The 12,943-nt window shown below is 71.0% G+C and carries 10 protein-coding genes; 8 read left to right on the forward strand and 2 right to left on the reverse strand.

The features are described from left to right. The first annotated feature begins 62 nt into the window (after positions 1-62). The 8 genes from OG331_RS07055 to OG331_RS07090 all read left to right on the forward strand — a co-directional run bounded on the left by OG331_RS07055 (position 63) and on the right by OG331_RS07090 (position 9,984). Positions 63-365 (forward strand): SHOCT domain-containing protein, encoded by a 303-nt coding sequence (locus tag OG331_RS07055; protein WP_406192878.1) that lies wholly within the window; start codon positions 63-65, stop codon positions 363-365. 18 nt (positions 366-383) lie between these two features. Continuing rightward, a complete protein-coding gene (locus OG331_RS07060) occupies positions 384-1,832 on the forward strand; it encodes a chloride channel protein (protein WP_406192881.1) in 1,449 nt (482 codons plus the stop codon). 158 nt (positions 1,833-1,990) lie between these two features. Further along, the gene (locus tag OG331_RS07065) at positions 1,991-2,902 is read left to right on the forward strand and encodes a cyclase family protein (protein ID WP_406192884.1); all 912 of its coding nucleotides are present in this window, start codon (positions 1,991-1,993) and stop codon (positions 2,900-2,902) included. 126 nt (positions 2,903-3,028) lie between these two features. After that, positions 3,029-4,609: a GMC oxidoreductase gene (locus tag OG331_RS07070; RefSeq protein ID WP_406192887.1), complete on the forward strand. Its 1,581-nt coding sequence runs from the start codon at positions 3,029-3,031 to the stop codon at positions 4,607-4,609. A 162-nt stretch (positions 4,610-4,771) separates the two neighbouring features. Continuing rightward, a complete protein-coding gene (locus tag OG331_RS07075; protein ID WP_406192890.1) occupies positions 4,772-5,611 on the forward strand; it encodes an SDR family oxidoreductase in 840 nt (279 codons plus the stop codon). Between the two features lie 37 nt (positions 5,612-5,648). Further along, positions 5,649-7,145, forward strand: a complete 1,497-nt coding sequence (locus OG331_RS07080) for a cytochrome ubiquinol oxidase subunit I (RefSeq protein WP_406192893.1) — start codon at positions 5,649-5,651, stop codon at positions 7,143-7,145. Further along, positions 7,142-8,179: a cytochrome d ubiquinol oxidase subunit II gene (locus OG331_RS07085; protein WP_406192896.1), complete on the forward strand. Its 1,038-nt coding sequence runs from the start codon at positions 7,142-7,144 to the stop codon at positions 8,177-8,179. Before OG331_RS07080 ends, OG331_RS07085 begins: the two co-directional genes overlap by 4 nt. A 26-nt stretch (positions 8,180-8,205) precedes the next feature. Then, positions 8,206-9,984 (forward strand): cation:proton antiporter, encoded by a 1,779-nt coding sequence (locus OG331_RS07090; RefSeq protein WP_406192899.1) that lies wholly within the window; start codon positions 8,206-8,208, stop codon positions 9,982-9,984. Positions 9,985-9,997: 13 nt separating this feature from the next. On the opposite strand, the gene OG331_RS07095 is transcribed toward OG331_RS07090, so the two are convergent. Both OG331_RS07095 and OG331_RS07100 read right to left on the reverse strand, forming a co-directional pair. Next, a complete protein-coding gene (locus tag OG331_RS07095; protein ID WP_406192902.1) occupies positions 9,998-11,836 on the reverse strand; it encodes a glycoside hydrolase family 15 protein in 1,839 nt (612 codons plus the stop codon). A 129-nt stretch (positions 11,837-11,965) separates the two neighbouring features. Then, positions 11,966-12,913 carry a DUF389 domain-containing protein gene (locus tag OG331_RS07100; RefSeq protein WP_406192905.1) on the reverse strand — a complete coding sequence of 316 codons (948 nt, stop codon included), beginning with the start codon at positions 12,911-12,913 and terminating at the stop codon, positions 11,966-11,968. Positions 12,914-12,943: the final 30 nt, after the last annotated feature.

The following is a 12,943-nucleotide window of genomic DNA, read 5'->3' on the forward strand; positions in this document are numbered from 1 at the left end:
ACCACTCGGTGCCACACCGGCCGGCGCCACACCACCCACGGATCACAGGGGAGATGAGTGACATGCCAGGACTCCTTCGCGGCGTCGCCCGCACCGCCGTCGTCGCGGGGACGGCCACGGCCGTGTCGAACCGCGTCTCACGGCGGCAGGCGGGCCGGTGGGCCCAGCAGGATCCCGAACGGCAGGTGGCCTACCAGCAGGACGTCGCACCGACGCCCGCCGCGCCCGCGCCCGCCGGTCCGCCGTCGGCCGCCGACGAGATGACCAGCAAGATCGACCAGCTGAAGCAGCTCGGCGACCTCAAGGCCCAGGGCGTGCTCACGGACGAGGAATTCGCGGCCCAGAAGCGCCAGGTCCTCGGTTGACGCGGGGGGAACGGGGCCGTGCCTGAGCCGGGACCCTCGGCCGCGCCCGCCACCGGAACGCAGCCGGAAGAGGCCGACCGGCTGCGTGAGCTGCTGCGCACACCGGCCTACCAAAAGGCGCTCGTCTTCTCCGCGCTGATCGGCATCCCGGTCTCCCTGGCCGCGTTCTGGTTCCTGGCCGCGCTGCACGAACTTGAGCACCTGCTGTGGGCCGACCTGCCCTCGGGGCTGGGCTGGGACACCCCTCCGTGGTGGTGGCCGCTGCCGTTGCTGACGCTCGCCGGCATCACCGTCGGTCTCGTGGTCCGGTATCTGCCGGGCGCCGGCGGTCACATTCCCGCCGCGGGCCTCCACGCCGCGGGACAGCCCCCGGTCACCCTGCCGGGCGTCATCCTGGCGGCCCTGGCCAGCCTGCCACTGGGTGCCACCCTCGGCCCCGAAGCCCCACTGATCGCGCTCGGCGGCGGTCTGGCCCTGCTCTTCGGGCAACTGGCGCGCTCCCCGGTCACGGCGCAGAACACGGCACTCCTCGCCGCGGCCGGCGCCGCCGCCGCGCTTCCGGCGATCTTCGGCAACCCCCTGGTCGGAGCGGTGATCCTCATAGAGGTGGCCGGAGTGGGCGGGCCGCGGCTGTTCGCCGTCATGCTGCCGGCGCTCCTGTCCAGTGGGATCGGCTCGCTCGTCTTCACCGGGTTCGGTCGCTGGACCGGCCTGTCCATCGGCAACCTGACGCTCAAGTTGGGGGTGCCCACGCCCCGCATCGACGCCGGGGACGTGCTCTGGACCATTCCGATGGCCGTCGCGATCGGAATCGCTGTGCACCTGATCCTGGACACCGGGCGCCTGGCCGCGGTGTTCGTCTCAAAGCGGACCGTCGTCCATACGACGGTCTGCGCCCTGGCCGCCGGGGCGTGCGGCACGGTCTACACGCTGGCCGTCGACCGGTCACCGGAGGACGTGGCGTCCTCCGGCCAGGCCACGCTGGCCAAGCTCGCCGAGGACCCCCACTCCTGGGGCGTCGGGGCTCTGATCGCCGTGCTGCTGTGCAAGGGGGCGGCGTACGCGCTGTGCCTGGGCAGCCTGCGCGGCGGTCCCATCTTCCCCGCACTGTTCCTGGGGGCGGCGTTGGGCGTCCTGCTGGCACCCCTGCCCGGGTTGGGAGTCGTGCCCGGCCTGGCGGCGGGCATGGCGGCCTCGGCCGCGGCCGCGCTGCGACTGCCGGTGAGCAGTGCCGTGCTGGTCGTGCTGCTCATGGGCAGCGGAGCGATGACTCCCGTGGTGCTGCTCGCGGCGGTGGTGGGCTTCGTGACGGCCCAACTGCTCCCCCCGGGCCGTCCCGTCCCACCCCTGGGCAAGCCGGCCCCCGCACCGGCCGACCCCCCGGCCCACCCGAGCTCCGGCCCACCGGACGGGCCCCCGACCGACCGGTCACCCGGCGCACCGGGTGACCGCGCCGAGGGCGCCTGACGGGGCCGGGAGCCACCGTGGAAAGGAGCTCACATGGCCGATCGCCGAAAGCGCACCGCGCTCGCAGTGCTCGTCCAGCTCACCGCTCAGCGGAGCCCGGCCGGGCTCGGCCTTCGGTCGCGATGAGTTCGCGTCCGCGGGCCTCGGCGCCGGAGCGCATGTCCGAGGCGGCCTTCCGGGCCCTGTACCGCAGGTTGCGTGAGCAGGCGGACGGCACCGGTGGTCCCCGCGGAGCGCTTTGGCGGCTCACGCCCGAGCGGGTCGTCGCCGCCGTCGGCGAGGTCCGTACCGGGCGTACCGTCTCGCTTGCCGCACCCATCGAGACCACGCCGGGGCCCGACAATCCGCAGCCCGCGTCCCACCGCATGGTCGCCCCGACGGCACAGGAGTCCACCGCCCACGGGCTGCACTTCGCCCGCGACCGGTTCGCCATGAACGTGCACGGCGACACCGACAGCCACCTCGACGCGCTCTGTCACGTCATGTTCGACGGGGAGCTCTACGGCGGTGTCCCGGCGAGCAAGGTGACGCCGGACCACGCCGGTGCGCTGACGCTGGACCTCGTGCGGGACGGCATCGTGGGGCGCGGTGTGCTGCTGGACATCCCCCGGCTGCGGGGCGTCCCGTGGCTGGAGCCCGGTGAGCAGGTGAGCGCCGAGGACCTCGAGGCCGCCGAGGCCGCACAGGGGGTCACCGTCGGCCCGGGTGATCTGCTGTTCGTGCGCGTGGGGCATCGCGGCCGGCGACGGAGTCTCGGCGCCTGGGACCCGGCCGAGGCCAGGGCCGGACTGCATCCGGAGGCGATGCGCTTCCCGGCCGAGCGGGGGGTCGCCGTACTCGGATCGGACGGCAACAACGACGCGGCACCGAGCGCGGTGACCGGCGTCGACTACCCCGTGCACGTCCTGGCCGTGAACGCCATGGGACTGCATCTGCTGGACTGGCTGGACCTCGAAGAGATCGCGGAGGTCTGCGCCGGGGCGTCGCGCTCGCAGTTCCTGTGCGTGGTCGCCCCGCTGCGGCTTCCGTCCGCCACCGGCTCGCCGGTGAACCCGATCGCCGTTCTGTGAGCGGCCGGGGCGGGTTCCCCTGCGGATGCCGCATCTGCGGGGTCCGTATACGTTCGAAGAGGGCCCCAGACGTGTCCGGGTCACCGCCGCGGCGGGAGACCACCCCAGCCAAGGACGGTGGTCGTCATGGGCGACTCGCCCCAGTACGACGTCATCATCATCGGCACCGGAGCCGGCGGGGGAACGCTCGCCCACCGGCTGGCCCCGTCGGGCAAACGGGTCCTGATCCTGGAACGCGGTGACTACCTCCCGCGCGAGCGCGACAACTGGGACTCCACGGCCGTGTTCGTCAAGGGCAAGTACCGGGCCCCGGAGTTCTGGCTCGACAAGCACGGCAACGAGTTCCCGCCCGAGGTGAACTACTACGTCGGCGGCAACACCAAGTTCTACGGTGCGGCCCTGTTCCGGCTGCGGCCCGAGGACTTCGGGGAGCTGCGCCACCACGACGGCCTCTCCCCCGCCTGGCCAATCCGGTACGAGGACCTGGAGCCGTACTACACCCAGGCGGAGCGCCTCTACCGGGTACACGGCCGGCACGGCGAGGACCCCTGGGAGGGCCCGTACAGCGAGCAGTACGCCCATCCTCCGGTCGAACACGAGCCGCGTATCCAGCAGTTGAGCGACGACCTGGAGAAGCAGGGCCTGCACCCCTTCCACCTGCCCATCGGGGTCGACCTCACCCAGGACGCGAACGGCGGGGCGACCCACTTCAGCGCCTGCATCCGCTGCAACCGGGTCGACGGGTTCCCGTGTCTGGTCCGGGGCAAGTCCGACGCCCAAGTGGTCTGCGTCGAACCGGCCTTGCAGCAACCGAACGTCGAGATGATCACCAACGCCCACGTCACGCGCCTCGACACCGACCCGACGGGGCGCAGCGTCTCCGCGGTCGTCGCCACGCTCGCAGACGGGCAGGAGGCCCGCTTCGAGGCCGACATCGTGGTCGTGGCGTGCGGAGCGGTCAACTCGGCCGCGCTGCTGCTCGCTTCGGCGAACGACCGGCACCCGGGCGGGCTGGCGAACCGCTCCGACGTGGTCGGCCGCCACTACATGCGGCACAACAACCTCGCCCTGATGGCCGTGTCGAAGGAGCCCAACGACACCCAGTTCCAGAAGACGCTCGCGCTGCACGACTGGTACCTCGGCGCGGACGACTGGGAGTATCCGCTCGGCGGCATCCAGATGCTCGGCAAGTCGGATGCCGAGCAGATCCACGGCGAGGCCCCGCGCTGGGCCGGGGCGGTGGCTCCCGACATGCCCTTCGAGGTGCTGGCCCATCACGCGGTCGACTTCTGGCTGTGCGGGGAGGACCTGCCCCTGCCGGACAACCGGGTCACGCTGGAGAACGACGGCCGTATCCGCCTGACCCTCGACGAGAACAACAACACGGCCGGGCTGAAGCGCCTGCAGCACAAGCTCCAGCACATGCTCGGTCATCTCGGTATGCACGAGCACCACCTGCTGTCGCACAGCATCTACCTGCACAAGGGGATGCCCATCGGGGCGACCGCGCACCAGGCGGGAACGGTGCGCTTCGGCACCGACCCGGCGTCCTCCGCCCTGGACGTCCACTGCAAGGCGCACGACGTCGACAACCTGTACGTGGTCGACACGAGCTTCTTCCCGAGCATCGGGGCGGTCAACCCGTCCCTGACGGCCATGGCGAACGCCATGCGGGTGGGCGATCACCTCCTGGAACGCCTGGGTTGAGCGGGCCCGGCGACTCGCCTTCGGGCGGGCGAAGTTCCTGAGCCGGTCGGCCCAACACCGGCTCGTGCCACGCGCCGCCGCGCGCCCGCGGTGATTGTGTGACCCCTTGACCTCCGGGCCACGGCCCGGGCGATCCGGCCACGCAATGGAGAGACAGTCATCGTGAGTTCCCCCGAGGGCGCGCCCCGCGACGTGATCCCCGCTCACCTGCTCAAGGGTCAGAAGGCGTTGGTGACCGGCGCGAACTCCGGCATCGGCAAGGCGACGGCCGTGGCTCTGGGCCGGGCGGGCGCCGACGTGGTGGTGAACTACGTGGCCGGCCGCGACGAGGCAGAGAAGGTCGTCGAGGAGATCAAGTCCTTCGGTGTGCGGGCGGCGGCCTACGAGGCGGACGTCTCCAACGAGGACCAGGTCGTCGCCATGACGAACCGGATGGTCGAGGAGTTCGGCACGATCGACATCCTGGTCGCCAACGCCGGCCTGCAGCGCGACGCCGCGTTCCCCGAGATGAGCCTCGCCCAGTGGCAGAAGGTCATCGACGTGAACCTGACGGGGCAGTTCCTGTGCGCCCGGGAGGCCACCAAGGAGTTCCTGCGGCGCGGCGTCGTCCCGGAGGTGTCGCGCGCGGCCGGCAAGATCATCTGCATGAGCTCCGTGCACCAGGTCATCCCGTGGGCCGGGCACGTCAACTACGCCTCGTCCAAGGGCGGTGTGCAGATGATGATGGAGACGCTCGCCCAGGAACTCGCGCCGAAGAAGATCCGCGTGAACGCGATCGCCCCGGGCGCCATCGCGACCCCCATCAACCGCAGTGCCTGGGAGACGGCCGCGGCCCGCGACGACCTCCTCAAGCTGATTCCCTACGGCCGCGTCGGCGACCCGGAGGACATCGCGCACGCGGCCGTCGGCCTCGCCTCCGACCTCATGGACTACGTGGTGGGCGCCACGCTGTACGTGGACGGCGGGATGACCCTCTTCCCCGGTTTCGCCACCGGCGGCTGACAGCGCACGCACGACGGCCCCCGGACGGAACCCACATATGCACACCACTTTGCAGGTGCTGGCGGACGCGCCGGCGCAGATGCTGCCGGCCAGATCCCTGATGGCCTTCACCCTGGCGTCCCACATCATCCTGGTGCCCCTGGGTGTGGCCCTGCCGCTGATCACGCTCATCCTGCACGGCTACGGGCTGCGCCGCGGCGACCGTACGGCGCTGCTGCTGGCGCGCCGCTGGTCGGCGGTGATGGCGGTCCAGTTCGCGATCGGAGTGGTCACCGGAACCGTGCTGTCCTTCGAGTTCGGGCTGCTCTGGCCGGGCCTGATGGGCAGGTGGGGCGATGTCTTCGGCATCGGGTTCGGCGTCGAGGCGTGGGCCTTCTTCCTGGAGGCCGTCCTCATCGCGATCTACCTGTACGGCTGGCGACGCCTCCCGGCCCGGACCCACTTCCTGCTCGCTCTGCCGCTGCCCGCCACGGCCCTGCTCGGCGCCTTCGGGATCCTCGCGGCCAACTCCTGGATGAACACGCCGCGTGGCTTCAGCCTCGACTCCGCGGGCAACCCCGTCGACGTGAACATCTGGAAGGCGATCTTCACGCCGATGTTCGGCCCGCAGTACTGGCACTTCGTCGTGGCGATGCTGGTGACGGCCGGTTATGTCGTGGCCGGCGTCTACGCCGTGGGCTGGCTGCGCGGTCGCCGGGACCGCTACCACCGGCTCGGCTTCGCCATCCCGTTCACGGTCGCCGCCGTGTGCACGCCGGTGCAGTTCATGCTGGGCGACTCCATCGCCCGGCAGGTCTTCCACAAGCAGCCGGTGAAGTTCGCCGCCATGGAGATCGTCTGGAAGACCGACACGCACGTGCCGGAGTACCTGTTCGGCCGACTGCATCCGGACGGGAGCATCTCCGGCGGCATCAAGATTCCGCAATTCGACTCCATCCTCGCCGGTTTCAGTCCCGACACCCGGGTGACCGGGCTGACCTCCGTCCCCGCCGACCAGCGGCCGAACGCCACCCAGGCGACCATCGCCCACTGGGCCTTCGACACCATGGTCGGCATCGGTTCGCTGCTCGTGGCGCTCGCCCTGTGGTACGCCCTGATCTGGTGGCGCCGCCGTCGACTGCCCGCCTCCCCTTGGTTCTACCGGTGCGCAGCCGTGGCCGGCGTGGCCTCCGTCGTCGCCGTCGAATGCGGCTGGATCACCACGGAGGTGGGGCGCCAGCCGTGGATCGTCTACGAGAACATGCGGGTCGCCGAAGCGGTCACCTCGACCCGGTCCAGCACGCTGTGGACCATGTTCGGCCTGGTCGTCGTCGTGTACGTGTTCATCTTCGGGTCGTTCCTCGCGATCCTGCTGCGGATGCGCACCCGTTGGCGGCTCGCCGACGAGGAGGACAGGGCGGGAACCGGGGCGCGGGCGGCTGCGGAGGCGCCCGAGACGCACACCCCTTACGGGCCGCGTCCCCCGGTCCCGTCCGGCGCTGCGCCGCCCTCCGGCGGTGACGGACCGCCCTCGTCCACGGAGGGCCGGCCGTGATCGCCGATGTCATCGCCGTCGTCCTGCTGCTCGCGATCGCCGCCTACGCCTGCGCGGGCGGCACCGACTACGGAGCCGGGTTCTGGGACCTGATCGCGGGCGGAGCGGAGCGCGGCAAGCGGCCCCGGTGGCTGATCGACCATGCGATGGCGCCCGTGTGGGAGGTCAACAACGTCTGGCTGATCTTCGTCCTCGTCATCATGTGGACGGGCTTCCCCGTCCTCTTCCAGCAGTTGTTCCAGTCGATGTGGCTGCCGCTCGCACTCGCCGTCGTGGGCACGGTCCTGCGCGGTGCGGGGTTCGCGCTGCGCAAGCCCGCCCGGCGGCTGGCCGGACGGCGCCTGTACGGCGCTGAGTTCGCCGTCTCCTCGCTCCTGACGCCGTTCTTCCTCGGCGCCGCGGCAGGCGGTGTGGCGTCGGGTCGGGTGACCGCTGACGCCAAGCCCTCGGACCACGCCTGGGCCCACCCCACCCCGGTGCTGTTCGGCGTGCTCGCCGTGGCGACCACCGCCCTGCTCGGCGCCGTGTTCCTCGCCGCGGACGCCCGGCGCTTCGAAGCGCCGGACCTGGAGGGCTACTTCCGGCGGCGGGCACTGGCCGCCCTGGCCGCCGTCGCCGCTCTGTCGGTGGTGACGCTGATCGTCGCGCACGACGACGCGGCGCACGTGTGGCACGGGCTCACGCACGGCGCGGGACTCGTGTTCGTGATCGTGGCGGCGGTGAGCACCCTGGCCACCGCCTGGCTGCTGATCCGCCCGTCCGGGGCCTGGTCGCGGGTCACCGCGGTCGGCGTCGTGGCGTCCGCGGTCATCGCCTGGGGCCTGGCGCAGCGGCCGTACCTCGTCCCGACCTCCCTGACCATCGCGGAGGGCGCGGGCGCGGACACGACCCTGCGTTGGCTGGGGGTGGTCACCCTCGTCGCCGTCGTGCTCGTCATGCCCGCGGTCGTCCTCCTGTACTGGCTGGACACCCACGGGGAGCTGGAGGGCCTCACCGACACCGATCTGCGGCTCGGTGCCGGTGACGACGGCTGAGCCCCGCTGCGAAGGGTGAGGGCACGGTGAGCGAGGACGACATCCTGCTGGGGCTCGCCCTGGTCGTGGCCCTCGCCGTCGGCTCCCAGATCCTGGCCGGCCGGCTGCGGATCCCGGCCCTGATCGTGCTCCTGCCGGCCGGGTTCACCGCGGGAGCCCTCACCGACATCGTCCACCCCGACCAGCTCGTCGGAGAGGACTTCTCGTCGCTGGTGTCGCTGTCGGTGGCGCTCATCCTGTACGACGCCGGGCTGGGGCTGGACATGCGCCTGCTCAAAGGCGCGACCCGCAACACCGTCATCCGGCTCCTGGTGTTCCAAGTGGTGCTCACCTGGGCGGCGGTGATGGCCGTGGGGCCGGCCCTGTTCAGCGTTCCGGCGGCCGTGGCCAGCATGATCGGGGCGATCCTCGTGGTGTCCGGGCCGACCGTCGTCGGTCCGCTGCTGGAGCACGTCAAGCCGTCGGACAAGGTGCGGCGTGTGCTGGTCTGGGAGGGCTCCCTCATCGACGCCGTCGGCGGCATCCTCGGCGCCGTCGTCTTCCATTCCATCGTCGCCGGCGGCCTGCGGACCGGTCACTTCCGGGTGGGCTCGTTCCTGGGCAGCATCGCCGTCGGGCTGGCGGGCGGCGTGGTCGGGGCCGTGCTGCTGTGGCTCACCCTCCGGCTGCTCCGCCTGGGTGAGACCCTCGGTACGCTCGCCCAGTTCGCCGTCGTCGTGGTGGTGGCCGCGTGCTGCGACGCGGTGTACGACGACACCGGGCTCATCGCCGCGATCGTCATCGGCCTCGTCGCCGCGAACCTGCCGGGCTTCGACATGCCCGTCCGCCGGCCGTTCTTCGAGACGCTGATCCAGCTGATCATCGGTCTGCTGTTCGTCGCCATCTCGGCCTCGGTGACGCCCGAGTCGCTCGTTCCGGTGCTGCTGCCCACCGTCGTGCTGGTCGCGGCGCTCGTCCTGCTCGTCAGGCCGGTGATTGCGCTGCTGTCCACCCTCAGGACGGACTTCACCGGCCGGGAGCGCGCCTTCATCGGCTGGATGGCGCCGCGCGGCATCGTCGCCGCCTCCACCGCCACGACCTTCTCCGCCGCGCTCACCGGCGAGGGTCTGCGGGACGCGGACAAGATCCTCCCGGTCACCTTCCTGGTGATCGTCGGCACGGTCCTCGTCTACGGACTCACCGCGAAGCCCGTGGCCACCAAGCTGGACGTCGTACGCACCGCGCGTTTCCGGCCGTTGCTGCTGGGCGACGGCCCGTGGGTCGTGGACCTCGCCCGGGCGCTGCGCACGGCCGGGCTGGACGTGCTGATGTGGGCCGGATCCACCCAGGGGCGGGCCCGGATCGACGCGGCGGGCATCGAGCAGGCAGCCGGGGAACTCATGGCCGTGGCGACCGATCCGCAGGCCCGCCTGGAAGGCATCACGTCGGTCTTCCTCCTCACGGACGACGACGACTTCAACGCGCTCGTCTCGGTCGTCCTGCGGGACAGCGTCGACGGCCCCGTCTACCGGGTGGGCCCACCGCCGGACACCCGGGGCGTGGTCGCCCCCTACACCTCCGGAGAGATCCTCTTCGGCCGCGAACTCGTCCGCCACACCGTCGCGGACCGCCATGCACGCGGCGCCCGCTTCCACGTACAGCCCGCGTCGGCCCCGTATCCGCCGGGGTACGAGACGCTGTTCGTCGTACGGCCGGACGGGCGCCTGGAGCCGACGACCGAGGCACGGGCGGTCACGGCCGCGGAGGGCGACACGCTCGTGCTGCTCGGACCCGCGCCGGCACCGCGCGTGGACACGGCCGGTTGAAGCGGGGGCGGCGTCAGGCCCGCTCCAGTGCCTTGTTCAGAGTGATGGCCGCGTCGATGAGGGCGAGATGGGTGAAGGCCTGCGGGAAGTTGCCCAGCTGACGGCCCGTCGGGTCGATCTCCTCCGAGTACAGGCCCAGGTGGTTGGCGTACCCCATCATCTTCTCCAGCACCAGCCGCGCCTTGTCGGTCCGTCCCGCGCGTGCCAGGGCGTCGACGTACATGAACGTGCACAGCGAGAAGGTGCCTTCGGAGCCGCGCAGGCCGTCGGGGGACGCGTCGGGGTTGTAGCGGTAGACGAGGCTGTCGCTGACCAGTTCCTGTTCCATGGCGCCGAGGGTCGACTTCCACATCGGGTCCTCCGGTGTGATGATCCCGACCGTCGACATGCGCAGGAGTGAGGAGTCGAGGACTTCGCTGCCGTAGTGCTGGACGAAGGCCCCGCGTTCCTCGCTCCAGCCCTTGGCCATGACCTGCTCGTAGCAGTCGTCGCGTGCCCTGCGCCAGCGTTCGGACGGGCCCGGGCGTCCGTTCGCTTCGGAGAGCCGCAGGGCACGGTCGAAGGCCACCCAGGACATGACGCGGCCGTAGGTGAAGTCCTCCCGGCCGCCGCGGGTCTCCCACAGGCCCTCCTCCGCCTGGTCCCAGTGGTCGACCAGCCAGTCGAGGTTGGTCAGCAGGGAGTTCCATCCGCGGTGCCCCAACTGCAGACCGTGCCGGTGCGCGAAGTAGATGCTGTCCAGGGCCTCGCCGTAGATGTCCAGCTGGAGCTGCGTGGCGGCGCCGTTGCCGATCCGCACCGGCGCCGAACCCGCATAGCCGGCCCAGTGGTCGAGGATCTGTTCGTCCAGGTCGGAGGAGCCGTCGACCTTGTACATGATGTTCAGCGGACCGGTGTCACCGTGCCGTCCGGCCCGCTCCCCGACCCGGTCGGCGAGCCACAGGATGAACGCCCTTGCCTCGTCGGTGAAACCGAGCCCCAGCAGGGCGTACACCGAGAAGGACGCGTCCCGGATCCAGGTGAACCGGTAGTCCCAGTTGCGTTCCCCGCCCAGTTGCTCCGGGAGTGCGGCCGTCGGGGCGGCCACCACGGCGCCGGTGGGCGCGAACGTCATCAGTTTCAGCGTGATGGCGGAGCGCTCCACGGCTTCGCGCCAGCGTCCCGTGTAGCTCGACTGGCCCAGCCAGGTACGCCAGAACCGCACCGTCTCGTCGAAGAGCCGATGGTATTCGGCCAGTCGCATTTCCCTGGGCGGCCCGTCGGCACCCCACTCCAGTGCCAGCCCTCGCTCCTGGCCCGCCTCCAGGGTCAGCGTGAAGTGCAGGGCGTCCCGCCGGTCGGCGAGCAGGTCGAGCAACCGCTCGTCGTCGGCCTCGCGGATGGGGTGCACGGTGAGTGTCGTGCCGTCCTGTGCGGCGAACGCCGCCCCGTGCGTGGTGATGTGCAACCGGTGCGCCTGCCGGCCGTAGTCGAACCGCGGCGCTATCTCGATCTCGAAGGTCATCTTGCCGCGCACGCAGCGGACCATGCGCACCAACCGGTGACTCTCCGTGATCTTCGTGCCCGTCACGGGCATGAAGTCGATCACCTCACCGGCGCCCGCCTCGGTCATGAAGCGGGTGACCAGGATTGCCGTGTCGGGAAAGTACAACTGCTTGGTCGCGTAGGCGCCGTTCTGCGGCCGGACCGTGCAGTGCCCGCCCTTGTTTTGGTCCAGCAATGCCCCGAACACACTGGGCGAGTCGAATCTCGGGGCGCAGAACCAGTCGACGCAACCGTCGGTCGTCACCAGTGCGGCGGTCTGCAGATCGCCGAGGAGGCCGTGGTTCTCGATCAGGGGGTACTCGTCCATCGAGGCCACCTCTCGGCGTGCGATTCACCCGAATGCCCCCCGCCTCAGACTAAGCCGGAGGTCGGAGATCGGCGCGCGGGGACGAGGGCGGCGGGAGTGCGGGGCCGGGCAGGATCCGTCCGGCACGCCCTAGTGGCCGGCTTCCGCGGCGCGTCGGGTCGCGCGGTGCCACAGTCGCCGCTGGACACGGAGAGCGAGGACCCCGACGGCCACGAGGACGACCACGTTGAGCAGCAGCTGGACGAACGAGCCCCAGACGTGGTCCCAGTCCCCGAACGCCAGCGAGACCGCCATGTCCGAGGCGGCGGGGATGGTGGTGACGGAGATGAAGACACCCAGCAGGGCACTGCCGCGCGCCTCGGTCAGCGAGACGATTCCGACGATGCCGGCCAGAAAGGCCACGGCGACGGAGAAGAAGTTCGGCGTGCCAACGAGGTTGGACACGGGCCGCAGACCCAGATCGAAGGCTTCCGACTGAAGGCCGAAGCCCCGGGCCACCGCGGCGAATCCCAGCGTGGCCACGATCGCCAGGGAGAACCCGACCAACAGCGCTCGCACCCCCTCGCGGACCCTGCGCCGGCTACGGCGGTCGAGACCGAGGGCGACGCTGGTGATGGCGTTGTACTCGGGGCCGACGACCATGGCCGCCACGATGAGGATCTGAGAGTTCGTCATGATGCCGACCGAGCCGATGATCCCGGCGATGACCAGGAACAGGTAGAAGGACGGCCGGTAGGTGCCCTCCGAGCGGATGCGCGCCTCGACGCCGGCCCACAACGGCGCGTGGACGAGCGCGCTCGGCTGATCGGCTTCCAGTTGCTCAGCCTGCTGCGAGAACATCATGTCGATGCCGTCCACGGCGATCGAACCGGTACGGTCGACGCCCATTTCGCGCAGCTTCGTCAGCACGTCGTTGGCGGCGCCCTGCACCACGTCGCACTCCACCGCGTCGCCCTCGGGGATCTGGCTCGACCTCACGACGACGAGATTGAGCACGCTGCCGTGCGAGGTGAGCAGGACGACGGCCGGCCGGGTGAGGGCGGACGGCATCACCATGCGGAAGTGGACCAGTTCCATCCGGGTCTCCTGTGAGCGGGAAGCGGGAGG

Source organism: Streptomyces sp. NBC_01017 (assembly GCF_045162795.1).
Lineage (GTDB): Bacteria > Actinomycetota > Actinomycetes > Streptomycetales > Streptomycetaceae > Streptomyces > Streptomyces machairae.